We start from the raw sequence: 24935 nt of genomic DNA, 5'->3' as shown, positions 1-24935 counted from the left end.
GGGAAAATGGCATCGCCTGCATGAACGCTTAGAAAAAATTCATAAACTGCGCAGCCGTTTTTTCGAAAGCGGCCTGCAGTTGGAGATTGAACGTAATGGCCGTCACGGCAACCACAAGAAGCATGAACAATCCGACCAGAGGAAGGATGCGGGCTTGGGAGACGCGGAACAGCTGGGCTGCGGCGAACAGCGTAAGCGCAAGCGCGGACAGCACCACGACCGTCAGCACAACGAAGCCGAAGCGGAGCGACACGAACAGCATCAGGGCGGACACGAGGAAGCCTGCGCCGACCGAAAGCTGAACCGCGCCGATCTTCGCCAGACTTTCTTTCCAGGAGACTTTATGCGTGCCGAGCCCGCCGCCGAGCAGAATCGCGCCGGCCGTCAAGGCGATAAGCGACACGAGTCCCAGGACGAACATCGGACTCAAAATGGCGAATTGATCGCTGGCATACTTATAGCCTTCTCTCCATTCGGATCGCGAACCGCCGCCGCTCAATTCGAAAACGGTATGTATGACGTTTCTTTTCAGCGACCAGGCCCACAGCATATAGCCGATCAGCGAAGCCGCCAATCCGATCAGACCGTAACGCAGGTCGGATTCGCCGCGAAGCTGAAGTGCCGACAGCGGATTTTTGAGCAGTTCCAGCAGCGTGCCTTTTTCGAACTTGGACAGCTCGCCCTTGACCAGCTCGCCGTAATTGCGGGCATTCGGCTCGCCGCCGGCGAAGCCCGACGGTTGAGAAGCCTGCTGAGGAGCCTGCTGAGAATCTTGAGGGGAAGCCTGAGAAGAAGCCTGCTGCGAAGCGGGAACGGACGGAACCGAAGCCTGGCAGACGTGGGTCTGGCCTTCCGTGATCGGACTGCCGCAGTTTGTGCAAAATGACATGAATGTTTTACCCTCCTGGTATGTAGTCGCATAGACCGGATGATTTTGCCTTTTTTATCTGTATTCAGGCATTGTTTATAATAACATTTTGCTAAGTGGGAGACTAGAAGAGTTTATGAAAAAAGTTGCATTCCCGGGCCTCGGGAACAGAAAAAAAGCTCTGCCGGGTTCTGGTGCCCGGCGAAGCTTTCGTACACGCCCTAGTTCTTGAAGCTGTGAATCGGTGCCGGTACCCGTCCGCCGCGGTTGACGAACGGCGCGCAGTCGAAGCGGTTGACCGGCATGACCGGCGCATAGCCGAGCAGGCCGCCGAATTCGGCAATCTCGCCGACGTCCTTGCCGATGACGGGAATGAGGCGGACGGCGGTCGTCTTGTTGTTAACCATGCCGATCGCCGCTTCGTCGGCGATGATGCCCGCGATGGTCGAGGCGCTCGTGTCGCCCGGAATCGCGATCATGTCCAGTCCGACGGAGCAGACGCACGTCATCGCTTCCAGCTTCTCGAGCGTCAGCGCGCCTCGCTGCACCGCTTCGATCATCGCCTGGTCTTCGCTGACCGGAATGAACGCGCCGCTCAGGCCGCCGACGTACGAGGAAGCCATGACGCCGCCTTTTTTGACATTGTCGTTCAAGATGGCGAGCGCCGCCGTAGTGCCCGGAGCGCCGGCTTCCTCGAGCCCCATCACGCGGAAAATCTCCGCGATGGAGTCGCCGACCGCCGGCGTCGGAGCGAGCGACAAGTCGATGCTGCCGAACGGCACGCCGAGGCGTTTCGCCGCTTCCTGGGCGACGAGCTGGCCGGCCCGCGTGACTTTGAACGCCGTCCGCTTGATCGTTTCGCACAGCGTCTCGAAGTCGGCGTCCTTCACTTCTTCCAGCGCTCTTTTCACCACGCCCGGTCCGCTGACGCCGACGTTGATCTCGCATTCCGGTTCGCCCGGTCCGTGGAAAGCGCCCGCCATGAAGGGATTGTCTTCGACCGCGTTGCAGAACACGACCAGCTTGGAGCAGCCGAGCGAATCGCGGTCCGCCGTCAGCTCGGCCGTTTGCCGGATGATCTCGCCCATCTTTTTGACCGCGTCCATGTTGATGCCGCTGCGCGACGAGCCGATATTGACCGACGAGCAGACGCGTTCCGTGACGGCCAGCGCTTCCGGAATGCTGTCGATCAGCATGCGGTCGCTGTCGGTGTACCCTTTTTGCACCAGCGCGGAGAAGCCGCCGAGGAAGTTGACGCCGACTTCGCGCGCCGCGCGGTCCAGCGTCTCGGCGATCGGCACGTAGCTGTTCGTCTCTACCGGACCCGCCGCGATGGCGATCGGCGTGACGGAGATGCGCTTGTTGATGATCGGAATGCCGAATTGGCGCTCCAGGTCCTCGCCCGTCTTGACCAGCTTTTCGGCAAGGCGGGTGATTTTGTCGTATACCTTTTGGTTGAAAATTTTGAGATCCGAATGTCCGCAGTCCATCAGGCTGATGCCCATCGTGATGGTGCGCACGTCCAGCTTCATCTCGGAGATCATCGTGTTCGTTTCCTGTACTTCGAATTTCGAAATCATGCGAAGCTTATCCCCTTTCTCAAATCCGGTGCATGCTGTTGAAAATGTCTTCGTGCTGCAGCTTGATTTCGACGCCGATGCCGAGGCCCAGTTCGTGCAGATCGGTAATCAGATCCTCGAACGCCTTGGCCGGCTTCGCAATGTCCACGATCATCATCATGTTGAAGTAATCCTGCACGATCGTCTGCGAGATGTCGAGAATATTCACGTTCTGCTCCGCGAGATAGGTGCACACTTTGGCGATGATGCCGACTTGGTCTTTGCCCAGTACCGTAATAATGCCTTTCAACGAAAAAGCCCCCTTATTCATATACGCCTGCGATTGCGGGATACCCGCCAAAAGCGGTACCCGGTAATGCTTCAACGCGTTAAGTTATGACTCATTATGTCAGATAGCGGGCAAGGCTTCAATCGAAGATTTTGTGGAGAAAAAATGTAAGGGCTTTATCGCTTCTGAAGCCTGTTTGGAGGCAAGCCGAGACGGGCCGCGGATCGAACGCTGAGGAGGCGGGGGCGAAAGTTCGTTCAGAATTCGTTCAGAGCCGGTTGGTATATTGGGCGAACGATATAAGCGCGGGCCTCGGACGATATGCCGGGCGCAGAGAAGGACAGAACATGGGGGTAAGGGCTTTGAATATTCGAACACGCAATATGGAATGCGGCCGGAAAGGCCGGCACGGCGGGGGACGCAGCGGGGACCAGGATAAGGTCAGGAAGTGAACGAGGGGGACGCAGGAGGAAAGCGGAAGAGGAGACGGCAGGGCGGGATGAAAGAGCGAGGTAAGAAGGCGAGATAGAAGAGCTGGATAAGAAAGCGGGATAGAAGAGCGGGATACAAGAGCGGGATAAGAGATTAAAGATAAAAATATTAAGTGATTAAAGATTAAAGATTAAAGATTAAAGATGAAAAGATAAAAACATTAAAGATAAAAACATTAAAGATAAAAACATTAAAAGATGAAGACGGGGGAGCCGGGGGGGTCGGCTTCCGTCTTCGGGGGGGCTTGGGAGAGCGGTTAGGCTCTCTTTATTTAAAAGAATTCGCTCGGCGCGGCCCCAACTTTTCATCCGCACGGAGTGATGCACCGAAAAGTTGGGGCTTGTTCAGAAAATGTTCAGATCGGGGGGTTATACTCATACGGTAACCACCCGGCGGGGAACCCCAACTCTCTCCGCCGGAAGCCTCGCTGAAACCGCCCCCGCTTCATGGTTTCGAGCACCGAAAGACACCCGTACAGTTTGTTCTGTGCGGGTGTCTTTTTTCGGGTTCGGCGGAAAATGCGATTTTAATCTTTTTCCGCGGGCCTGCTTGCCAAGATGGACGGAACCGGGTAATAAATGGAAGAGACTGCCGGAACCGGACAAGAAACGGCCCTGCGCCCATTTTCCATAGAAAGGTGTGACCGCCATGACCCGCATCCCCCGCGCGCTGCTGCTCGTCGTATGGCTGGCCTTCATCGTGTACGCGCTGTTTTTCGCGCCCGGAGCGGGCGGCGGGGAGGACCCCTGGTTCGTGCCGCTGCTGACGCTGCAGGCCGTCGAGCCTTCGCTGCTCGCCATGTTCACGCTGCTCGGATTGTTCCCGCTGACCTATGCCTGCCTGCTGCTGAGGCACGACGATCGCGTCGTCCCGGCCTGGCCGTTCGTGCTGCTGTCTTTTGCGCTCGGCGTATTCGCGCTGCTGCCTTACTACATTCTCACGTCGCATACCCATGCCGGATCGCATACGCTCCGCCTGTCCGAAAGCATACGCCGAACGGCGGAGTCGCAGGTCACCCACGCTATCCTGTTCGTCCTGACGCTGGTGGTCATGGGCTGGGGATTCCTGGCGGGCGACTTGGGCGTCTATGCGGAAGCGTTCCGCACGTCGCGGTTCGTCAACGTGATGACGATCGATTTCGCGCTGCTGACGCTGCTCTCGGTATACGCCATCTATACCGGCTCGCGCCGGCGTTCCATGCCGCAGGCGATGGCGCTGCTCGGGCTGATCCCGATTCTCGGGCTGCTCTTATACATCTGGATGACGCGGATGGACCAGAGCGCCTCGCCTTACGTTCCGTCCCATAAGCCGGCGAAGAACCGGCGCAGGGCGCGCAGCAGCGGCTGAATGCCGCGCTGCCCGGCTGCGAATCGAATTCGGCGAGACTCCGCAGGCCCCGGCTTATCCGAGGCGGCGGAGTCTTCGGCGTGCCGTCTGTCAATCCGTGCTCGCTCGGGCGTCCGGATCCCGTCTTCCGCTGCGGTACACGACGTCCGGGCCTTCCAGCCGGCTGCGGATATACTCCAGCAGCTGGCTCGCCATATAGTCGGGGGAATGGGCGAAGCTCCCCTTGATCCACTCCAGAATCATGCCCCAGATCGCATAGGCCTGATAGCCGGCGAAGAGAGCGCGGTCGATTCGGGGATTAAGCTCGGCCGTTTCCAGATCGTGCAGGCTCAGTTCCTTGATGACGGCGCAGATCCGATCGGGGAATCCGGGCAGCGCCCGCGACTCCACGATCAGGGCGTAAAAGGCGGCGTGACGATGCACATGTTCGAAAATCTTGATGCCGGAAGCGGTCAGTTTGCGGATATCCAGCGAATCGGCATGCCGATAAGGCTCCCGGTAAGAAGCGATCAGGTCGGTCATCGTATCGTCGACGGCTTCGGCGAGCAGCTCTTCTTTGTCCCGGTAATGCTTGTAGAAGGTCCCCCGGTTCAGGTCCGCGCCGCGCACGAGATCGGTGATCGAGATGTCTTTGAAATCGCGCTCCCGCATGAGGGCGATCAGCGTCTCCTTGAGCGCTTTTTTGGAACGGCGGATGCGTCGGTCGATCGAAGAGAGAGAGTCGGGCATGGCGGATTCCGCCGGTGTGCCGGGCATGGACAGTCCTCCTTTTCAACAAAAATAAACATAATGAACAGAGAAGCGGGAAAATGGTCGTTAACGCACAAAACGCTCCCTTTTTACCGATTGTATGCGCTGTCTATGATTTATTATACTGGTCTCAGCGGTAATTAATGAACATTTGTTGAAAAAACAATTCCAACCTACAGGAGGCCAAAAAGATGAAACTTCAGGGCAAAACGGCGATCGTAACGGGCGCGGCATCGGGCATGGGACGCAGCATCGCGATTCTGTACGCGGCGGAAGGCGCGAAGGTGGCCGTGTCGGACATCAATCTCGAAGCGGCGGAAACGGTCGCGCAGGAGATCAAGGACGCGGGCGGCGAAGCGTTCGCGATCAAGACGAACGTGGCGTCCGAAGAGGACATTCAGCAGTTGGTCGACCGAACGGTGGAACATTACGGCACGCTCGACATTCTCGTCAACAACGCGGGCATCATGGACGGCTTTACGTCCGCGGGCGACGTGACGGACGAGCTGTGGGAGCGCGTCTTCGCGATCAACACGACGGGCCCGATGCGGGCGATCCGCAAAGCGCTCCCGATTTTCCTCGAAAAAGGGCAGGGCGTCATCGTCAACATCGCTTCGGCGGGCGGCTTGAACGGTTCGCGCGCGGGCGCGGCGTATACGGCGTCCAAGCACGCGGTAATCGGCCTGACGAAAAACGTCGGCTTCCAATACTCGGTCAAAGGCATCCGCTGCAACGCGATCGCGCCGGGCGGCGTGGCCACCAACATCTCGGCTTCCATGGGCCAAGTGAACGAGTTCGGCATGGAGCGCGCGATGATCGGCATGGGCATCAACCCGCGCGTCGGCGCACCGGAAGAAGTGGCCAAAGTGGCGCTGTTCCTCGGCTCCGACGACGCCAGCTTCGTCAACGGCGTGACGATTACCGCCGACGCGGGCTGGACGGCTTACTGATCGGGGAACGCCGTCCGCAGCAGGAGGCTTCCGGACGACCGGCGGCGAGCGCTTTTTACCGACCTTTTCGGCTTCTGCCGGAGAGGTCTTTTTTTTGCTTTCTCTAAAATTAACAACATATTTTTATTGTAAAACGATAAATAATGCGATAAGATCGAAGCAAATCCAATCATAAGCGAGGGAAGGGTTATGCATCGAGGAACTACGCTTTTTTTGAAGGCGGCGGTCGTGCTGATCGGGCTTCCGATTCTGGCGATCTACATTTTTCTGGTACCGGGAATCGGGAATTTTGCGGCGGAACTGTACCCGGAGTATACTGCGATCAGGATCTGGATCTGGATCGATCTGTACGCGACGGCGATTCCGTTCTATCTGGCGCTGTACCAGTCGTTCAGGCTGCTGATCCATATCGAGCGCAGGCGGGCGTTCTCGGATCTGGCCGTGCAGGCGCTGAAAAAGATCAAATACTGCGGAGCGGCGGTGGGCGGATTGTTCGCGATCGGCATGCCTCTCTACTATATGATGGCGGAACGGGACGACGCGCCTGGGATCATCGTGATCGGCCTGGTCATCATCTTCGCTTCCTGGGTCATCGCCGTGTTCGCCGCCGTGCTCCAGAAGCTGCTGCAGGAAGCGATCGCGATCCAGCTTGAAAACGAATTGACGGTCTGAGGTGAAATCCATGGCAATCATCATTAATATCGACGTCATGCTGGCGAAGCGAAAAATGAGCGTGACGGAATTGTCCGAGCGGATCGGCATCACGATGGCGAACCTGTCGATCCTCAAAAACGGCAAAGCCAAAGCGGTCCGCCTGTCGACGCTCGAAGCGATCTGCAAAGCGCTCGATTGTCAGCCCGGCGACCTGCTGGAGTATCGGGCGGACGAAGAAGAAGCGCCGGAGCAGGCGGAGTGACGGCTTGGCGGGGGAGCGGCCTCCCTGCCGAATCCGACCGTCTGCGCCGCAGTACCCAAGTTTTCCCCTGCCGTCTGTCACGGTTTTGTCGAAATCCTTTTGCCGCTGTTCTCTATTAAGAGACGCGAGGGATGACGTACACTGGAAGCAGGCATAAGCGACAGGGGGAGCGGGAATGAACATCTACGAGGAATTGGAAAAAGTGACGGGGCGCGAAGGGTTCGTATCGTTTGTTCATCGGTTGGCGGGGGATCTGGAGAACAATTCGGATAAATGGGCGAACGTGACGCTGAAGGATTATCTGTTGAGCATCGCTTCCTGGGTCGAGGACGGCGCGCCGGAACGGGAGGAAAAAGAAAGACGGGTGCCGGAGGCGGCGTTTTCTTCGGGAAGAGACGTGGAGTGGGAGCGTCTGGCGTTCCTGCTGTTCGCGGCGAGCCGATACGAATAAGCCGGCCCCGCGATTCGCGGAGCGTCGGCCGTGCGATAACCGGGACCCTTTCCGCCGAGGCGGGAAGGGTCTTTTGGCGAAAAGGAAAATGCGGCGGGCGGCTTGCCCGCAAAGCGTAGTCGCCGGACTCCCCTTCATGGTATAGTGAACACGGAAACAATGGACGGACGTTGGCGGTACGCAGCATGCGGCACGACAGTTATTCAACAATTTTATAATAGATGGAGAGTTAACAGCGATGAGCGAACAAAAAGGCAAGTTCAAATCGACGGGATCGGCGAACGGGAAAAAGGACCGCGAGCGGAACGGACAGGGAGCCGGACGTCCGGACGGGAAGCGTGCGGACGCGCGCGGAAGCCGTCCGGACGGCGGAAAAGGCGGAGCGGGACGCAAGCCGGAGAGCGAAGGATTCGGAGCGGCGGGCGGCAGCGGCGCCAAGAGCGCGTCGGGACGTCCGTATGCCGGCCGATCGGCCGCTCCGGCCGCGGGCCCGGAGCGCACGGGACCGGGACAGCGCGACGGCAAGCGCTACGACGAGCGCGCGGCCGGTTCGGCCTCGCGCGGCGCGGGCAGCGGATCGCCGGCTTCCGGCAGCGCGTCGGGCCGTCCGCATGAGGGCGCCAAGCCTTATGCCGCCGGCAAAGGCCAGGGCAAGCGCACGGCCGCTCCGGTCGACGCGGAGCAGATCAAGATCGGCGACCGCATCGTGGTGACGATCAAGCGGATCGGCATTAACGGCGAAGGCGTCGGCTACTACCGGCGCAAAGCCGTCTTTGTCGACGGAGCGATCACGGACGAAGTCATCAAAGCCGAAGTGACGGAGACGCAGGAGAAGTTCCTGAAGGCGAAGCTGATCGAAGTGGAAAAGCGTTCGCCCGACCGGGTGGAACCGCCCTGCCCCGTATTCGGCATCTGCGGCGGCTGCCAGATCCAGCATATCTCGTACGAAGGCCAGCTGAAGGCCAAGCTCGAGATCGTGCGCGAAGCGTTCAGCCGATACGCGAAGCTCGACAACCTCAAAATTAAGCCGACGCTCGGCATGGACCGTCCGTGGGACTACCGCAACAAGGCGCAGCTGCAGGTCGAGCGCCGAGACATCAAGGGCGGCAAGGTCGAGATCGTGGCCGGCCTGTACGAGATCGGCAGCCACGAGATCGTGGACATCAGCGGCTGCCCGATTCAGCATCCGCAGGTCAACCGCGCGATCGAGCGCGTCAAGGCCGTGCTGGGCGAGCTGAACATTCCGCTGTCCAAAGGCGACAGCCGCGGCGGCCGCAGCGACATCAAGGGCAGCGGTACCCGTAAAGGCGTCCGCACGATCGTGGCCCGCGCCGGCTTCCAGTCCGGCGAGATTCAGGTCACGCTCGTGACCGAGACCGCCGATCTGCCGCGTCAGGACGAACTGGTCGAACGGCTGCGTCTTGAACTGCCGGAGATGAGCGGACTGTCGATCAACGTCAACCCGCTCAAGACCCCGCTGATCTTCGGCGAGAAGACGGTCAATCTGTGGGGATCGGAAGCGATGAAAGAATCGCTCGGCGATCTGCAGTTCGAACTGTCGCCGCGGGCGTTCTTCCAGCTCAACCCGGAGCAGACGATCAAGCTGTACGAGACGGTGAGAGCCGCGGCCGCCTTGACGGGCAAAGAGACTGTCGTCGACGCTTACTGCGGCACCGGCACCATCGGCCTCTGGCTGGCGCCTTACGCCGCCGAAGTGCGCGGCATCGAAGTGATCCCGGAAGCGGTCGAAGACGCGCAGCGCAACGCCGAACTGAACGGCCGAGGCAACGCGCAGTTCTTCGAAGGCGAAGCGGAAGACCTGCTGCCGCGCTGGGCCAAATCCGGCCTGACGCCGGACGTCATCGTAGCCGACCCGCCGCGGACCGGCCTGGACCGTACCTTCCTCGACACCGTGCTGCGCACGAAACCGAAGAAATTCGTCTACGTCTCGTGCAACCCGTCGACGCTGGCGAAAGACTGCAAAGTGCTGCTGGACGGCGGCTACGAAATCCAGTCGGTGCAGCCGGTCGATATGTTCCCGCAGACGAGCCAGGTGGAAGCCGTGACGGTGCTGGTGCGCAGCGAAGCGTAGAGGCTTGTCAGGCTGGCGGCAGACGTGTGAGGCGCATTTCATAGCCAAAAAAGAGAAGCGTCTTTCCTAAGACGCTTCTCTTTTTTGGCATGAAATAACCGAGGAAGTCCGCTGCAGATCCGCCGACCGCTGCTAACGGATCGCATGTCCGTTAGAGAGGCGTTTGGGGCGCCGCTCGAATTTTAACGGATCGCAGCGACCGTTAGACGTCCCGATCCTGCTCAAACGGCCGAGAAACTCGCCTTTTTGCCATCTAAGCGCCGCCTCGATCCGTTAAAAAATCAGCATCGCCCGATTCGGCTTCTAAGCGTCGTGTCGATCCGTTAGCGCGAAACGGCCCAGTCGATCGGTTCCGAACCGAAGCCCGCCGCCCTGCCGCGTTTCACTTTCCCACATTGACGATCCTGCCGCTCCAGCCCGGCTCTCCGGCTGCCGCGCGTATCAGGCAGTCGGCGCAGTCCGCGTACGGAATCGGGCGAAGCGGGGCGATACGGGCCCGCGGACCCGCGGTATAGTTCAGCGTGGCGTCGGCGTATTTGAGCACCGAAGCCCGCACGATGATCCAATCCAGGCCGCTTGCCATCACCGCCTGCTCGGCCGCGCTTTTGTCTTCGATCGCTGTCCGGAACATGCGGCGCATGCCGCGCACCATGCCGCGATGGCAGAAGGCCAGTTCCGTTCCGTCGCTCAGATTGATGCCGCTCTGCATAATCAGGCGTTTGACCCCGGCGCGCCGGCTGGCGGCGAGAATGTTGGCCAGACCTTCCGACATGATCGTGCCCGGCGCGAAGTTCGCTGCGGTTACCTTCAATCCCGCCCGCAGGTTCGTCCATCCTCCTGTTCGTTCATCGCTTTGCGGCATGCCGCCGGGCGCTGATCGAATGGATGGCGGAGAAAGAATTCGACAAGATCACGATTCAAGATCTGTCCGAACGGGCGGACGTCAGCCGAAGAACGGTGTACCTGCATTACGAAGACAAGTTTGACCTGCTCGACCAACTGATCGCGGAACATATCGGAAATTTGGAGAGAATCTGCGAAGACATGGACGAAGACGTGGATTACGAACGCGCGGGGCGGCTGTGGTTCGAGTATTTCGAAAGCGCGGCTTCGTTTTTCTCCGCCTTGCTGACGAGCAAGGGAAGCCCGTTTTTTCGCCGGCATTTCCTGGACTTTTTTATCCGCGAATTGGAGAAGGGTACACCGGCATCGGCAAAAACCGAACAGTCCGTGGAAATCGGAAGAGATGTCGAAATGCATTTTTTGGGCGCCGCTATGGTCGGGATCGTGGAATGGTGGTTCCAAAACGGCAGACCGTATCCGCCTTCGACGATGGCTTCCCGCTTGGGAACGCTGCTCGAGCGGAACGCCGAAGCCGTATTATCCTCGACATAAAAAAGCCGCTCCCCGCCGAGCGCGGAAGCGCGTCGGACGTCGGGAACGGCTTTTGGCTGATAGGTTGGCGATCGGTGCGGCATTCGGAGCCCATCCGGCTCAATACACCGCGATCGGCCCGTACGGCCCCTGCATGATCTCGATTTTCGTTTCGAAAATATCGGTCAGCAGCTCGGGCTTCATGATTTCGTCCACGGTGCCGAACGCGGCGATCCGGCCGTGTTTCATGGCGCAGATCCGGTCCGAATATTTGGCCGCGAAATTGATGTCGTGCAGCACGGTCAGAATAGTCCGGCCGAACTCGGAAGCGGCGTACTTCAGATGCTCCATCATCTGCACGGAACGGGCGACGTCGAGGTTATTCAAAGGCTCGTCGAGCAGCACGTATTCCGTTTCCTGGCACAGCACCATCGCGACGTAGGCCCGCTGCCTTTGACCGCCGGACAGCTCGTCCAGATACCGGTTCTCCAGCGCGGTCAAATCCAGAAAGTCGATGTACTTGGAGATAATCTCTTCGTCTTCGTTCGTCAGCCTGCCTTTGGAATACGGAAAGCGTCCGAATCCGGCCAGCTGCCTCACGGTCAGCCGCGTCACGAAATGATTCTCCTGCCGCAGGATGGTCAGAACCTTGGCCAAGTCTTTCGATTTGGAGGACGAGACGTCCATATCGGCGACCGTGATCCGTCCTCCGTCCGAATCGAGCAGCCTGCCGATCATCAGCAGCGTCGTCGACTTGCCGGCGCCGTTCGGTCCGATGAGCGAAGTCAGTCCCGCTTTCGGAATTTCGATATTCAGAGGGCCGATGGCCGCTTCGGACGTATACGATTTTTTGACGTTCTCGATTTGTATCATAGACTGCCCCTTCTTAAGATCACGATTAAAAACAGGATGCCGCCGAACAGCTCGATAATGATGGATACGACGCCCTGCGCATGGAACACATGATTCATGATAAAGTAAGCGCTCGTGATAATGACGAACGCGATCGCGAACGCCATCGGGAACACGTACCGGTGATCGTACGTTCGCGCGGCCTGATAAGTTAACGTGGCAACCAAAAATCCGTAAAACGTAAGCGGACCGACGAGCGCCGTCGAGACCGCCATCAGGATCGACACGAGTACCAGCACATAGATGACGCCGGCTTTGTGCCGGCTTCCGAGCGAAGTCGAGACTTCTCTTCCGAGCGACAGCAGGTTCAGGCGCTTGGCATTAGCCAGCAGCAGGACAGCCGCGACGACGACGATGGGAATCGCGATCGGAAAATAAGCGGCGTCCGCGTTGTTGACCGAAGCGAACAGCCGGGTCTGCAGCAGATCGAACTCGGACGGCGCCAGCAGTCTTCGCATGAAAGCGGAGACGGAACCCAGGCCGGTTCCCATGATGATTCCGACCAGAAGCAGGATTTGCAGATTGCCGTACTTGCCGGACAGCAGCCAGCCGTACAGGATCAGACACATCAGCACCATGGCCGCCACTTGATACAGAAAAGAATCCACGCCGCTGAAATTCACGAATGCCGCAGTGCCCAGGAAAAAGAGCGTGCTCGTATGGATCGTGGAGTACAGCGCTTCAAAGCCGAGCAGCGACGGCGTAATGATCCGGTTGTTCGTAATGCTCTGAAAAGAGACGGTGGCAAGGCTCTGGCAGACGGCCGCGATCAGCATTGCCGCGATCGCGACAGTTCTTCTTTTGACGACCGGGATAAAAGAAGGCGAAGTGACCGGAACGGGATTGTTATACACCAACAGCCCGTAGGAAGCCAGAAGGCCCAGGAGCAGCAGCGTGACGAGCAGCAGCCAATAGTTCCGGACTTCTTTCGGCGTGCGGAAAGCTCCGGACGATCTTCTTTTCCCGGAAAGCCGGGTTTGGGTTCTGACGGGTGACGGATTGCTTTGCGTTAGTTCGCTCATCGCGGTGTTCTTGCGGACCTCCTTTGCTTCAACAAAATCAAGATGAACACGGCCGATCCCACCGTTCCGAGAATCAGGGAAACCGGGATTTCGAACGGCATGATCAGCACCCGCGACAGGATGTCGCATGTCATAATGGTTCCCATCCCCAGCAGGCACACCCAGGGCAGATTGCTTCGGAGATCGTCGCCTCTGAACATGGATACGATATTGGGCACGATCAATCCCAGGAAAGGCAGGTTGCCGATGACCGCCGCGACAATGCCGACCGCCAGCGAGATCAGCGCCGTTCCGAGAAAGATAATCCGGTTATAGTTGACGCCCAGACTCGTGGCGACGTCCTGACCCAAGCCGGCCAGCGTCAGGCGATCGGCGCAGATGAAGATCAAAACCGTCACCAATACGATAATCCACAAATATTCGTATCTGCCGATTTGAACGTTCGAGAAGGAACCGATGTACCAGCTCTCGATATTCTGGGTCATTTGGAACAGAAGTCCGACGAACGTCGAGATTGCGGAAATGACCGCTCCGAGCATCATCCCGACGATCGGCACAATCAACGACGAACGCAGCTTGATTCTTCGCAGCAGCAGGAAGAACAGCGATGTCCCGATAAACGAAAAAAGGATCGCGCCGGTCATCCGCAGCAGCAGGCTGGGGGCCGGGAAGATCAGGTAAACGGATAAAAGCCCCAATCCCGACCATTCGATGGTTCCGGTCGTGGTGGGCTCGACGAGGCGGTTCTGCGTAACAAGCTGCATGACGAGTCCTGCCATGGCCATCGCGGCGCCGGTCAGCATCAACGAGAGGGTTCTCGGCACCCGGGTGGTGAAAAACATCTCTTTGCCGTCAGCTTGTCCACGAATATCGTAAACGCCGGTGAACAGGGAAATCGCGCCCAGAGCAAGAATGGCGAAGACGGCCAGAATGAAAGGCCACGTCCAAAGCTTATTATGATGATGCCGGAGCGGGTTAGAACCCACTCCGGCCATTTGTGACGCTGCATTTTTCAACACGATGCGAGACTCCTTTGGATTACTCGGCTAAAGTCGCCGCGAGGTTGTCGAACAGCTCGATGTATGTTTGGATCGACTCGTTGGTGTACGTATCGTTCGGCGCGTATACGGTATGTCCTTCTTTGATCGCTTTGGTGTTTTTCAGGGCAGGCGCTTTGTCGATCACGTCCTGCGCGGGCACGGCTTCCGTTTCGCTGGCGATCGCCGCGTCGCGGTCCAGCACGAAGATCCAGTCCGGATTGCTCTGCGCGATGGCTTCAACCGAAATATCGTCGCCCTGGTGGTCGGTAGAAGAAGCGGCGACTTCCAGAGCCGGAGTCCAACCGAAGATTTCGTACATCGGTCCCCAGACGCGTCCGTAATGCGGAGCCGCGAATCCGATATCCCCGCCGGACACGATCACGCTCATCACCTTGTCTGTTCCGTTGTAAGCGGCTTTGGCTTTGGCGATCGAATCGTCGAACTTGGCGATCAGAGCGTCGGCTTCCGCCGTTTTATCGAAAATTTTGCCCAGATTGACGGTCGAATCTTCGAGCCCTTTCACCAGGTTTTCTCCCGGCGTCGCCGATTTTTCGGAGACGTCGAAGCTGAAATCGACGACGGCGGCGTTAGGAACGAGCTTTTTGATGTCTTCGTAATAGCCTGAGAATCTTTGTCCGACAATGACCAGATCGGGATCGGCGGCGGCCAGAATTTCGAGATTCGGCTCGCGGTGATCGCCGATATTTTGAACCGATTCGTCCGCTACGTAAGGAGAGTCGGCAGGCATGACAGTTTTCGGCGCGGCGGCCAATTTAATGCCCCAGTCGGACAGCGTTTCGAATGTCCGGTTGTCCAGAGCGACGACCTTTTCAGGGTTTACGGGTACGGTAACCTTGCCGTGAATATCGGTGATTTCGACGGTCGCGGGCGCTTCGGCAGCCGTTGTCCCGGCAGCGGGAGCCGCGGCGGAAGCTTCGGGCTGGGCAGCCGGCGTACTCGAATTGGAGCAGGCGCTCAGCATAAGCATCGCGGCCAATACCGGAGCGGACGTCAATTTCAACAAAGCGGATTTTTTCATAACAACCTCCTGAGATAAAGTGTATGTAAGTTTCTGTGTGCGGCGCGTGTCGGCCGGTCGGCTCCTCTTGCAAAGAGAGTGCCAACGAGGACGATATAGTCAGATAATGATAATCATTATCAACCAACGAGATTTATTATAACAAAATCCATGTATTAATCAATCATTATTGTGCATAAATTTTGTTTTCGTCGTTTCGATTGACAAATTACTCCTAGTGATTCATAGTGTACTTGTTGAATAAGTACACTACAGTTCGGTAAGGTGGTTTCATGTGGAGATCATAATCAGCAGCAATACGAGCAAACCGATTTACGAACAGATCACGTCGCAGATGAAAGCCATGATCATGAACGGAGAACTGCGGACGGGCGATCCGATTCCGTCCATGCGTTCGCTGGCCAAGTCCATCCACGTCAGCGTAATCACGGTGCAGAAGGCTTATGAGGACTTGCAGCGGGACGGCTTCATCGAGACGACGGTGGGACGGGGCAGCTTCGTGGCGGCGAGGAATCGGGATTTCATTCAGGAGGAACTGCAGAAGAAGCTGGAAGAACATCTGAGCTTGGCGGCGGAAGCGGCTCGAACCGGAGGCATCTCCTTGGATAAAGCGATCGAATTGCTGACTCTATTCTATACGGAGGAGTAGGAAGTCATGACGTACAGTTTGGAAATCGATAATCTGACCAAAACCTATCCCGGTTCGGACTTTCGGCTGGACAATGTCTCGTTCTCGATCCCCCGCGGGACGATCATGGGATTCGTCGGCGAGAACGGAGCGGGCAAGACGACGACGATGAACGCCGTGTTGAACATCGTCAAAAAAGACGGCGGCACGATCAAAATCTTCGGCCGGGAAATGGGCGATAAAGACCGGGACATTCGCGAGCAGGTGGGCGTCGTGTTCGACGGAGCCAACTTCCCCGAAATGCTGACGCCGGCCAGGCTGGCGAAAGTAATGGCCGGTACCTATAAGCAGTGGGATCAGGAACGCTTTTTGAACATGACTGCGAGATTCAACCTGGATACGGGGAAGAAGATCGGCCGGTATTCGAGAGGGATGAAGATGAAGCTGGCGCTTGCCGTCGCGTTGTCGCATCGGCCCAAGCTGCTCATTTTGGATGAAGCGACCGCCGGCCTGGACCCGATCGTCAGAGACGAAATTTTAAGCGTTTTTCTGGAATTTATCGAAGACGAAGACCATTCCATCTTGATGTCCTCGCATATCACCGGCGACCTGGAGAAGATCGCCGATTACATCACGTTCATTCATCGGGGCCAAATACGGCTGACGGAGAGCAAGGATCGCCTGATCTACGAATACGGCATAGTCCGCTGCAAAGCCGAACAATTTCGGCTGATCGACCGCGCGGATATGATGGCCTACAGAAAAAGGGACTATCAGATCGACGTGCTGGTGAATAACCGGGCAGCCTTTGAACGCAAGTACGGCGGAATGGTCGTGGACCGGGGGAGCATCGACGAGATCATGCTGCTTCTGGTCAAGGGAGGAGATTAACATGACCGGTTTGGTAACAAGCAACTTTTATTCCATGCAGGGCAATATCAAGCTCTCGCTTATGATCGCTCTGCCGATCGCGCTCGTTCCGTTTCTGCTCGGGGACGCCTCCATGATTCCGATGATTGTCGCGATCCAGATCTTTGTTTTCGCTTCCAATACGGGAACTTCTTTGAAGATGGACGAGTCGTCCAAATGGAACAAATTCGAAATCACCCTGCCGGTCACGCGCACCGCGATCGTCAGCGCCAAATACGTTTCTTTTATGCTGCTGATCCTGCTGGGACTTGCGACCAGCCTCGTTACGGTGCTGCTTCAAAGCATACGGGGCGAGCTGTCTTTCGATCTGCTCTTCTCCGGGTACAGCTTCGGGCTGCAGCTTTCTCTGATGACGATCGGAATCGTCTATCCGCTCATCTTGAAGCTCGGCGCGGAAAAAAGCGAAACGCTGCTGTTTGCGGCGGCGGGTCTGTCGGTCGCGCTGCGGTTTCTGCTCTGGTATCTGCTGCATCTGTCCGACGCGACGATCGATTTCAGAAGTTCCGAGGTGGACCGAGTGTCCCTGATGGTCGCACTGGCGATTTTTGCCGCGTCTTATGCCGTATCCGTCATGATGTATCGCAGCAAAGAACTTCACTGATTCGGGGGGATTTCATTGGCCGGAAAACGAAATGCGGTTCCGTTTTTGAAAAGATATTGGGTATCGTCTATCGGCGTTTTTTTGTTGTCGCAAATTTTCTTTATGGGGTCCGAGGCGGCGGGGTGGATTCTTCGTTACCGGGATCCCGAAGGGACGGTATTCGGAAAGATTCTGAACTCTTCGCTGATTACGGAATGGTTCGATTTTTACGAAACGCCTCAGTATAATCTGCTCACCGTCTTTTTCGGCCTTTTTTTCCTTCTGCCCGGCATAATAAGCGCGGTAAAAAGCGGTCTTCGTCTCCGGATGTCTCAAAATACGCATTAGTCTATTCGGCGGCGGCTATGTATAATGTTATACGGAAATCAAGACGCTGTTATCATCAATACGAGATAGAGAGGTTTTTGCAATGACGCAAAATTTTTGGAACGAGCTTCCTCGTCCCTTTTTCATATTGGCCCCGATGGAGGACGTGACGGACGTCGTGTTCCGCCATGTCGTAAGCGCGGCGGCCCGGCCGGACGTTTTTTTTACGGAATTCACGAATACGGAGAGCTACTGCCATCCCGAAGGGAGCCACAGCGTGCGCGGACGTTTGACCTTTACGGAAGACGAGCAGCCGATGGTGGCCCATATCTGGGGAGATAAGCCGGAATACTTCCGCCGCATGAGCATCGGCATGGCGGAGGAGGGGTTCAAGGGCATCGATCTCAACATGGGCTGCCCGGTGGACAACGTGGCGGAGAACGGAAAAGGCAGCGGCCTCATCTGCCGTCCCGAGCTTGCGGCGGAGATTATCCAGGCCGCCAAAGCCGGGGGACTGCCGGTCAGCGTGAAGACGCGGCTCGGCTTCACCGAAGTCGACGAATGGCGCGGCTGGCTGACCCATATCCTGAAGCAGGACATCGCGAACCTGTCCATCCATCTGCGGACAAGGGAGGAAATGAGCAAAGCGGCCGCCCACTGGGAGCTGATCCCGGCGATCAAGCAGCTGCGCGACGAGATCGCGCCGCAGACGCTGCTGACGATCAACGGAGACATTCCCGACCGCCAAACGGGGCTTGAGCTCGCGGAAAAATACGGCGTGGACGGCATTATGATCGGCCGCGGCATTTTCCACAATCCGTTCGCGTTCGAGCAGGAGAAGAAGGAACACGGCAGCGAAGAGCTGCTGAACCTGCTCAAGCTGCATCTGGATCTCCACGACAAATATTCGGCGGAGCTGGAACCCCGTCCGTTCAAAGCGCTGCCGCGCTTTTTCAAGATCTATGTCCGGGGCTTCCGCGGAGCGAACGAACTGCGGGTCAAGCTGATGAACGCCAGATCGACGGAGGAAGTGCGGGCGGGATTGGCGGAGTTCGAGAGCCGGATGCGGGAAGGGGCAGCGGCGGATCACGGCGGCGAGTTCGCTGAATAAAAGGTTTAAAAATTCACTTGAATCGTTGATCTATCAGTAGTTTGAATTGAACTTCCTAATCGTCACTGCTATAGTCATACTACAAAGAATTCAATGCAAAAGGAGCCGTGCGTCAACACGACTCCCGATGCAATAGCCGCTTTTAAGGGCGGTGGGCTTTAAGGTTGGCCTCAAAATGAATAGACCGCTGCCTTGGCTGAGGGCGGTCTATTTCTTTTTGTGGAAAGAAAGAATCAGTACGACCAATGCTGCGAACGAGATCATCAACATCCTAAAACGCCCATCCTCTTTTCTCACGATCTGTGGTACGCTTATCCGATATCCGCACAGCACCAAGCGAGACCGAAGGAGTTTACCAAACATGATCGATAACAATCCGAATTCCGACATCCAGCAAAGCGGCTCGGCTCAGGCTGAACCGTCTGCTTTCTCCGACTACAACCTCGGCCCCGACATTCTCCGAGCGCTCGAAGCGCTGAATTACAGCAGCCCCACCCCCGTCCAGCAGCAGGTGATCCCGCAGGCTCTGCAGGGCCGAGACGTCACCGTCAAATCCCGCACCGGCAGCGGCAAAACGGCGGCGTACGGCATTCCTTTGTGCGAAAAGCTCGAATGGGAAGAAAGCCGTCCGCAGGCGCTGATCCTTACCCCGACGCGCGAACTGGCCGACCAGGTGAAGGAAGACATCATGAACATCGGGCGCTTCAAGCGCATCAAAGCGGCGGCGATCTACGGCAAGCAGCCGTTCGACCGCCAGAAGCGGGAGCTGACGCAGCGCAATCATGTCATCGTCGCTACGCCCGGACGCATGATGGACCATATCGAAAAGGACACGATCGACCTCGAACGCGTCCGGTATCTGGTCATCGACGAAGCCGACGAGATGCTGAGCATGGGCTTTATCGAGCAGCTGGAGAAGATTATCAAGCAGCTGCCGACGGAGCGCGTCACGATGCTGTTTTCAGCCACGCTGCCGCAGGACGTCGAACGTCTCTGCCACCGCTACATGAACGAACCGGTCGATATCGAGATCGGCTCGCCGACGGACAAACGTCAGACGCAGATCGAGCACAGGCTGTACCGGATCGGCGAAAAAGCCAAGCCGGCGCTGCTGCAAAAGGTGACGGTCGTCGAAAATCCGGACAGCTGCATGATTTTCTGCCGGACCAAGGACAATGTCGACGCCGTGGCGGCTCAGCTCGAGCGTCTCGGCTACCCGGTCAATAAGATCCACGGCGGCATGGAGCAGGACGACCGCAACCGCGTCATGAACGAGTTCCGCGCCGGGCAGTTCCGCTACCTGGTCGCGACCGACGTGGCCGCGCGCGGCATCGACATCGACCGGATCACGCATGTCGTCAACTACGACCTGCCGATGGAAAAAGAAAGCTACGTCCACCGCACCGGCCGGACCGGCCGCGCGGGACAAAGCGGCATCGCGATCACGTTCGCCACGCCGTTCGAAGACAAGTTCCTGGGCGCGATCGAGAGCTACGTCGGCTTCGAGCTGCCGCTCGCCGAGGAGCCTTCCGCTTACGCGGTGTCCGAAGCGCAGGCGGCGTTCGACCGCAAGCTGCGCGACCGCCCGGCGCCGAAGAAGAGCCGGGGCGAAGAGCTGAACGCGGACATCATGAAGCTGTATTTCAACGGCGGCAAAAAGAAAAAGCTGCGTCCCGTCGACTTCGTCGGCACCATCGCCCGGATCGAAGGGGTGACCGCGGACGATATCGGCATCATCAGCGTCCAGGAAACCGTGACTTACGTGGACATCCTGAACGGCAAAGGCGCTAAGGTGCTGAAGGCGATGCAGGAGACGACGGTAAAAGGCAAGCTGCTGAAGGTGCAGAAAGCGCGGACCTGACGCAGAATCGAACAGAGGAAGAAGGATCGGCAAAAAGATCTTTCTCGCGCAAAAAAGAGCCTGGACAAACGCGTTGCTGCGTTTGGGTCCAGGCTCTTTTCGTTAACCGTTCGGTTCTTCGGCTCAGTACAATTCCTGCACGGCGGCCGGGGAGAACGCCACCAGCTCGTCTTGGCGTCCCTGCCGGACTTTGTTCGCCCAGGCCGGATCGGCCAGCAGGGCGCGGCCGATCGCGACGAGATCGAACTCGCCGTCTTCCAGACGCTTCAGCAGGTCTTCGATCCCGCTCACTCCCGCGCCTTTGCCTTCTTTGAACAAAGTCAGGAATTCGCCGTCCAGCCCGACCGAGCCGACGGTGATCGTCGGTTTGCCGGTCAGCTTTTTGGTCCAGCCCGCGAGGTTCAGGTCGGAACCTTCGAATTCCGGCTGCCAGAAGCGGCGTGTGGAGCAGTGGAACACGTCGACGCCCGCTTCGCTCAGCGGCTTCAGGAACCGCTCCAATTCTTCCGGCGTTTCCGCGAGCTTCGCCGTATAGTCGCTGCCTTTCCATTGGGAGAAGCGGAACACGATCGGGAAGTCCGATCCTACGGACGCGCGGCACGCTTCGATCACTTCGACCGCGAAGCGCGTGCGCTGGACCATATCGCCGCCGTAGCGATCGGTGCGCGGATTCGTTTTGGCCCAGAAAAATTGATCGATCAGGTACTCGTGCGCGCCGTGCAGCTCGATGCCGTCAAAGCCGGCTTCCTTCGCTGCCGCTGCCGAATGCGCGAACTGCCGCACGATTTCGGCCACTTCTTCCTCGGTATACTCGCCCACTTGGCCGCGAGCGCCCATATGCCAGATCTGCGGAATGATCTTGCCGCCTGCCGCGTGGACTTGGGACACGACGTTCTTCCAGCCTTCAAGCGCCGCTTCTCCGTAAATATGCGGCACGTTCGGCTGATTGGAGGCGTCCGGGTGATCGATGATCGTGCCTTCCGTCACGATCAGGCCGACGTCGTTCTCCGCTCTGCGGCGGTAGTAAGCGGCCACATTCTCGCCCGGCACGCCTTCCGGCGAAAATTGACGGGTCATCGGCGCCATGACGATCCGGTTGGATAAAGAAAGAGTGCCCGAAGAGAAGGGGCGGAACAGCGATTGAACGGAGCGATTGGATTGCGAATCGGTCATGAAAGTCAGCCTCCTGTTATATGTGTAATCAAAATTTTAAGTATGTGAATGCGGCATCCGTCTCGTCGAACATTCATTTCGTGCATCTCTCGATCGGCTATCCGGTATCGAGTATCGGGCCTCACCTCCTTCATATGGGGTTCAAGTTTTTGACTGCTCGGTCAAGTAAGAGGCGGAAAAGAACCGGCGTATCTTCCCGATAAGCCGGTATCTAAATATCCGAAGGATCGCGCTTGGTTTCTTCGATCAGCGCAATCGTCGTGCGCATCACGCCGCAAATCTCTTCTCGCGGGATGCCGGACTTCTCCATCATCTTCGCGCCGTTGATCGCGTTGCCCAGATAAGCGGCCAGTTCTCGGCTGCCCAGCCGCGAAGTAATCGTGCCCTCCGCCTGCCCGGCGCGAATCGCCTGCTCGATCATCGCTTCCGTGCGCTCCATCATCTGCCCGATCTGCCGATTGACGTCGGCATCTTCGCTTCCGAATTCCTGCGAAGCATTGATTATCAGACAGCCGCGCAGCCGCGCTTCTTCGTCGGGGTATAACGCCGCTTCGCAGATCGCTTCCAATTGGCGAATCGGCAGCGTCTCTTCGGCGATCCTTTTTTCCAAAATCGACAGATTCCGTTCCCTATACAACGCCAACGACTGTAAAAATAATTCCCGTTTGTTTTTGAATACGCCGTACAAACTCTGCTTCTTCACCTGCGTGGCGCGGGTCAGGTCTTCATAGGACGTGGAGTGAAAACCTTTCGCCCAGAACACCTCCATGCATTGATGAAGCGCGAGGTCGGCATCGAATTCCCTTGGTCTGCTCATGGGAGAAGCTTATCAGTTATTGACTGCGTAGTCAATAATCAATCGGAACAGCCGCTTCCAAGGACGGTCTGTTACCGACATGCTATAATGAGCCCAAATTCCTCCAAAGCGAAAGGAGTCGGTCCATCCATGAACATGCAGGAAGTCATGAACGAGCTGGAGTCCCTCGGCACGGAACGCACGAAAAAGCGGTATCTCTCCGAAGGCGCGCGCGAGCCGGTGTTCGGCGTAGCCGCCGGAGCGATGAAGCCGATGGCGAAAGCGATCAAGAAGGATCAAGCGCTGGCGGAAGAGCTGTACCGGACGGGGAACTACGACGCGATGTATTTTGCCGGGGTGATCGCCGATCCTTCGGCCATGACGGAAGCGGACTTCGACCGCTGGATCGACGCCGCGTATTTCTACATGATCGCCGATTTCGTCGTGGCGGTGACGCTGTCCGAGGCGGACATCGCGCAGACGGTGGCGGACAAGTGGATCGCAAGCGGGGACGAGCTGCGGATGTCGGCCGGATGGAGCTGCTACTGCTGGCTGCTCGGCAGCCGGAAAGACGAAGAGTTCGACGCGGAGAAGCTGGACGGCATGCTGCGGCTGGTCGAGCGGACGATTCGCGAAGCGCCGGAGCGCGCCAAACACGCGATGGCGAACTTCGTATATACGACCGCCGTTTCGTATACGCCGCTGCATGAGCGGGCGCTGGAAACGGCCGAATCGACGGCGCCGGTGGAAACGGGACAGGGACCGGCCAAACGCAAAGTGCTGCAGACCGCGGAAAATATTCGGAAAGCCGCGGAAAAAGGGCAGCTGGGCTTCAAACGGAAACATGTGCGCTGCTGATCGCCGTATCGAAGACTGCCGGGAGATTCCCGGCAGTCTTTTTGCCGCGGATTCAGTACAAGCGCTGCTGCGAAGACAATTATTTCACGAGGCGGATTGTGATTCGTACGTTGATCGGTTATGATACTAATGTATCTTAAAGATACATAATAAAAAACGAAAAAGGAGGGGAGCATGAAAAGGATCAACACCACCCACTTCGCCATTTTGGGGCTGCTGCGGATCAAGCCCATGAGCGCCTACGAACTCGTGAAGTTTTCGAAAGAAAGCATCGGCCTGTTCTGGAACGAATCCTACGGGCATATCCACAAAAGCATCAAGCAGCTGGAAACGGAAGGCGACGTCGAAGTCGTGGAAGAGGCGGCGACGGGCAGGCGGAAAATCGTGTACGGCGTGACGGGACAAGGGCGCGAACGGCTCGATTCGTGGTTGGTTCGGCCTCCCGAAGAGTCGGTCATACGCAACGAACTGCTGATGAAGGTGTTCGTCGCGGACGAAAGCCGCATTCCGCAGATCGTCGCGTTCGTCGAGGAAGAACTGCGGGCGAGCGAGGAGATGACGGCGGTACTGGCGGGAATCAGAAGCGGCATCCCGGCCGGACACGACAGGCAGACGCAGCTCTGGCTGCTCACGCTCGATTACGGCGAACGGTATGTGCGAATGACGACGGAATGGTGCAGGCATGCGCTGGACACATTAAATCATCCGAACGAGGTGCGGGAACATGGGTATGATCATGAATAAAAAAAGAGTCGGCGTTATTCCGGTCGCGGCGATTACGCTTGTCGCGATTGCGTGCGCTCCCCTGCTGGTGTGGCTTAAAGGCCATGCTCCCCTTGCCTTGAACGTATTCGCGAACGAACGGTACAACCTGGAGATCGGTTATCAAGTCACCGTGCTGGCTCTGGCCGCGATCGTGATCGGCCTCGTTTACGCCATGACGGGCCGCGAAGGGCTGGCGTATCTGAACCTGAGGAGGCGGGGCGGCGTCATCCGGCCGGAACCGTGGATCGGCGTCAAGCCGAAAGCGGGGGAAACGTGGAGACATCTGGGATTGAACTTTGCGGTCGTCATCACGCTGGCCACGGCGATCGTCATCTATTTTCAGGTAGTTCACGGGAAAAGCATAAGCTTCGACTGGGTTCCCGGCATTTTTCTGGTGCTTGCTTTTGCGCTTGCGAACGCTTTTTCGGAGGAAATCCTGTTCCGCTTCTCGTTCGTCGCCGTCGTAAGCAAATACGGCTATTCGCCCTACCTCGCGCAGGGGCTGGCGGCCGCGATCTTCGGCGTCGTGCATTATTTCGGCAACCCGGGCGGCTTGGTCGGCGTGCTAATGGCCGCTTTTATCGGATGGTTCCTGGCCAAGTCGATGTTGGAAACGAAAGGGTTCTTCTGGGCGCTGATCATTCATTTCCTGCAGGATGTCGTGATTTTTACCGCTTTGTTCATGGAGTAGCGCTGCGACGTTCGGCTTTGCGCGGCGAAAAAATAACCGAAACCTTTGCCCGGAAGCAAAGGTTTTTTTGTCGTTTAGCGACTTGTTTTTAAGTTAGTAAACGAGCGGAAAATT

At 57.6% G+C, this 24935-nt stretch carries 27 protein-coding genes; 16 read left to right on the top strand and 11 right to left on the bottom strand.

Translation table 11 applies throughout. From position 1 onward, the window contains the following. Window positions 1-28 precede the first annotated feature (28 nt). From GYN08_RS08110 to GYN08_RS08100, 3 genes are all read right to left on the bottom strand, one after another. The gene (locus tag GYN08_RS08110) at window positions 29-889 is read right to left on the bottom strand and encodes a hypothetical protein (RefSeq protein WP_166273678.1); all 861 of its coding nucleotides are present in this window, start codon (window positions 887-889) and stop codon (window positions 29-31) included. Window positions 890-1089: 200 nt separating this feature from the next. Beyond that, the gene (locus GYN08_RS08105; RefSeq protein WP_166273677.1) at window positions 1090-2448 is read right to left on the bottom strand and encodes a PFL family protein; all 1359 of its coding nucleotides are present in this window, start codon (window positions 2446-2448) and stop codon (window positions 1090-1092) included. Between the two features lie 19 nt (window positions 2449-2467). Next, window positions 2468-2737 (bottom strand): ACT domain-containing protein, encoded by a 270-nt coding sequence (locus GYN08_RS08100; RefSeq protein ID WP_268952860.1) that lies wholly within the window; start codon window positions 2735-2737, stop codon window positions 2468-2470. Window positions 2738-3856: 1119 nt separating this feature from the next. Between GYN08_RS08100 and GYN08_RS08095 the strand changes: the two genes are divergently transcribed. Then, window positions 3857-4555 carry a hypothetical protein gene (locus tag GYN08_RS08095; protein ID WP_166273675.1) on the top strand — a complete coding sequence of 233 codons (699 nt, stop codon included), beginning with the start codon at window positions 3857-3859 and terminating at the stop codon, window positions 4553-4555. A gap of 90 nt (window positions 4556-4645) precedes the next feature. On the opposite strand, the gene GYN08_RS08090 is transcribed toward GYN08_RS08095, so the two are convergent. Further along, window positions 4646-5311 (bottom strand): TetR/AcrR family transcriptional regulator, encoded by a 666-nt coding sequence (locus GYN08_RS08090; RefSeq protein ID WP_235946009.1) that lies wholly within the window; start codon window positions 5309-5311, stop codon window positions 4646-4648. A gap of 185 nt (window positions 5312-5496) precedes the next feature. Between GYN08_RS08090 and GYN08_RS08085 the strand changes: the two genes are divergently transcribed. The 5 genes from GYN08_RS08085 (at window position 5497) to rlmD (ending at window position 9714) form a co-directional block, all read left to right on the top strand. Further along, window positions 5497-6255 (top strand): SDR family oxidoreductase, encoded by a 759-nt coding sequence (locus GYN08_RS08085; RefSeq protein WP_166273674.1) that lies wholly within the window; start codon window positions 5497-5499, stop codon window positions 6253-6255. Window positions 6256-6444: 189 nt separating this feature from the next. Continuing rightward, on the top strand, window positions 6445-6927 hold the full coding sequence (locus GYN08_RS08080; protein ID WP_166273673.1) for a DUF2975 domain-containing protein: 483 nt from the start codon (window positions 6445-6447) through the stop codon (window positions 6925-6927). 10 nt (window positions 6928-6937) lie between these two features. Beyond that, window positions 6938-7171: a helix-turn-helix domain-containing protein gene (locus tag GYN08_RS08075; RefSeq protein ID WP_166273672.1), complete on the top strand. Its 234-nt coding sequence runs from the start codon at window positions 6938-6940 to the stop codon at window positions 7169-7171. Between the two features lie 175 nt (window positions 7172-7346). Next, on the top strand, window positions 7347-7622 hold the full coding sequence (locus GYN08_RS08070) for a DUF7660 family protein (protein ID WP_166273671.1): 276 nt from the start codon (window positions 7347-7349) through the stop codon (window positions 7620-7622). Between the two features lie 238 nt (window positions 7623-7860). After that, entirely contained in the window at window positions 7861-9714 is a 1854-nt protein-coding gene (rlmD, locus tag GYN08_RS08065) for a 23S rRNA (uracil(1939)-C(5))-methyltransferase RlmD (RefSeq protein WP_166273670.1), read from the top strand. A gap of 382 nt (window positions 9715-10096) precedes the next feature. Here the strand turns inward: rlmD and GYN08_RS08060 are convergent, their stop codons facing one another. Next, window positions 10097-10576 (bottom strand): NAD(P)H-binding protein, encoded by a 480-nt coding sequence (locus GYN08_RS08060; protein ID WP_166273669.1) that lies wholly within the window; start codon window positions 10574-10576, stop codon window positions 10097-10099. Window positions 10577-10599: 23 nt separating this feature from the next. On the opposite strand from GYN08_RS08060, the gene GYN08_RS08055 reads away from it, so the two are divergent. Continuing rightward, on the top strand, window positions 10600-11109 hold the full coding sequence (locus GYN08_RS08055) for a TetR/AcrR family transcriptional regulator (RefSeq protein ID WP_166273668.1): 510 nt from the start codon (window positions 10600-10602) through the stop codon (window positions 11107-11109). A 99-nt stretch (window positions 11110-11208) separates the two neighbouring features. Here GYN08_RS08055 and GYN08_RS08050 read toward each other — a convergent pair whose 3' ends face one another. The 4 genes from GYN08_RS08050 to GYN08_RS08035 all read right to left on the bottom strand — a co-directional run bounded on the left by GYN08_RS08050 (window position 11209) and on the right by GYN08_RS08035 (window position 15101). Then, entirely contained in the window at window positions 11209-11961 is a 753-nt protein-coding gene (locus GYN08_RS08050; RefSeq protein WP_166273667.1) for an iron ABC transporter ATP-binding protein, read from the bottom strand. Then, the gene (locus GYN08_RS08045; RefSeq protein WP_408015053.1) at window positions 11958-12893 is read right to left on the bottom strand and encodes an iron chelate uptake ABC transporter family permease subunit; all 936 of its coding nucleotides are present in this window, start codon (window positions 12891-12893) and stop codon (window positions 11958-11960) included. The genes GYN08_RS08050 and GYN08_RS08045 overlap by 4 nt, the downstream gene beginning before the upstream one ends. Window positions 12894-13018: 125 nt before the next feature. Continuing rightward, a complete protein-coding gene (locus GYN08_RS08040; protein ID WP_206023673.1) occupies window positions 13019-14017 on the bottom strand; it encodes an ABC transporter permease in 999 nt (332 codons plus the stop codon). Between the two features lie 43 nt (window positions 14018-14060). Beyond that, window positions 14061-15101: a siderophore ABC transporter substrate-binding protein gene (locus tag GYN08_RS08035; protein ID WP_166273664.1), complete on the bottom strand. Its 1041-nt coding sequence runs from the start codon at window positions 15099-15101 to the stop codon at window positions 14061-14063. Between the two features lie 274 nt (window positions 15102-15375). On the opposite strand from GYN08_RS08035, the gene GYN08_RS08030 reads away from it, so the two are divergent. From GYN08_RS08030 to GYN08_RS08005, 6 genes are all read left to right on the top strand, one after another. Then, the gene (locus tag GYN08_RS08030; RefSeq protein WP_166273663.1) at window positions 15376-15750 is read left to right on the top strand and encodes a GntR family transcriptional regulator; all 375 of its coding nucleotides are present in this window, start codon (window positions 15376-15378) and stop codon (window positions 15748-15750) included. Window positions 15751-15756: 6 nt separating this feature from the next. After that, window positions 15757-16620 (top strand): ABC transporter ATP-binding protein, encoded by an 864-nt coding sequence (locus GYN08_RS08025; RefSeq protein ID WP_166273662.1) that lies wholly within the window; start codon window positions 15757-15759, stop codon window positions 16618-16620. Between the two features lies 1 nt (window position 16621). Continuing rightward, window positions 16622-17260 carry an ABC-2 transporter permease gene (locus GYN08_RS08020; RefSeq protein WP_166273661.1) on the top strand — a complete coding sequence of 213 codons (639 nt, stop codon included), beginning with the start codon at window positions 16622-16624 and terminating at the stop codon, window positions 17258-17260. A 15-nt stretch (window positions 17261-17275) separates the two neighbouring features. Beyond that, window positions 17276-17587, top strand: a complete 312-nt coding sequence (locus GYN08_RS08015; protein ID WP_166273660.1) for a YfzA family protein — start codon at window positions 17276-17278, stop codon at window positions 17585-17587. 82 nt (window positions 17588-17669) lie between these two features. Continuing rightward, window positions 17670-18677, top strand: coding sequence for a tRNA dihydrouridine synthase (locus GYN08_RS08010; protein ID WP_166273659.1), 1008 nt, complete (start codon window positions 17670-17672; stop codon window positions 18675-18677). A gap of 361 nt (window positions 18678-19038) precedes the next feature. Next, window positions 19039-20538: a DEAD/DEAH box helicase gene (locus GYN08_RS08005; protein WP_166273658.1), complete on the top strand. Its 1500-nt coding sequence runs from the start codon at window positions 19039-19041 to the stop codon at window positions 20536-20538. Between the two features lie 123 nt (window positions 20539-20661). Here the strand turns inward: GYN08_RS08005 and GYN08_RS08000 are convergent, their stop codons facing one another. Continuing rightward, entirely contained in the window at window positions 20662-21711 is a 1050-nt protein-coding gene (locus tag GYN08_RS08000) for an NADH:flavin oxidoreductase (RefSeq protein ID WP_166273657.1), read from the bottom strand. Between the two features lie 211 nt (window positions 21712-21922). After that, window positions 21923-22528: a TetR/AcrR family transcriptional regulator gene (locus GYN08_RS07995; protein WP_166273656.1), complete on the bottom strand. Its 606-nt coding sequence runs from the start codon at window positions 22526-22528 to the stop codon at window positions 21923-21925. Between the two features lie 129 nt (window positions 22529-22657). Here GYN08_RS07995 and GYN08_RS07990 point away from each other — a divergent pair, with 129 nt between their 5' ends. From GYN08_RS07990 to GYN08_RS07980, 3 genes are all read left to right on the top strand, one after another. Then, entirely contained in the window at window positions 22658-23365 is a 708-nt protein-coding gene (locus GYN08_RS07990; protein WP_166273655.1) for a DNA alkylation repair protein, read from the top strand. A gap of 174 nt (window positions 23366-23539) precedes the next feature. Beyond that, window positions 23540-24109 (top strand): PadR family transcriptional regulator, encoded by a 570-nt coding sequence (locus tag GYN08_RS07985; protein ID WP_166273654.1) that lies wholly within the window; start codon window positions 23540-23542, stop codon window positions 24107-24109. Further along, a complete protein-coding gene (locus GYN08_RS07980) occupies window positions 24090-24821 on the top strand; it encodes a CPBP family intramembrane glutamic endopeptidase (protein ID WP_235946004.1) in 732 nt (243 codons plus the stop codon). The genes GYN08_RS07985 and GYN08_RS07980 overlap by 20 nt, the downstream gene beginning before the upstream one ends. Window positions 24822-24935: the final 114 nt, after the last annotated feature.

Source organism: Saccharibacillus alkalitolerans (assembly GCF_011090185.1).
Classification (GTDB): Bacteria; Bacillota; Bacilli; order Paenibacillales; family Paenibacillaceae; genus Saccharibacillus; species Saccharibacillus alkalitolerans.
The sequence above is the reverse complement of the archived record's forward strand: the minus strand, read 5'-3'. Positions and strand labels throughout refer to the sequence as shown.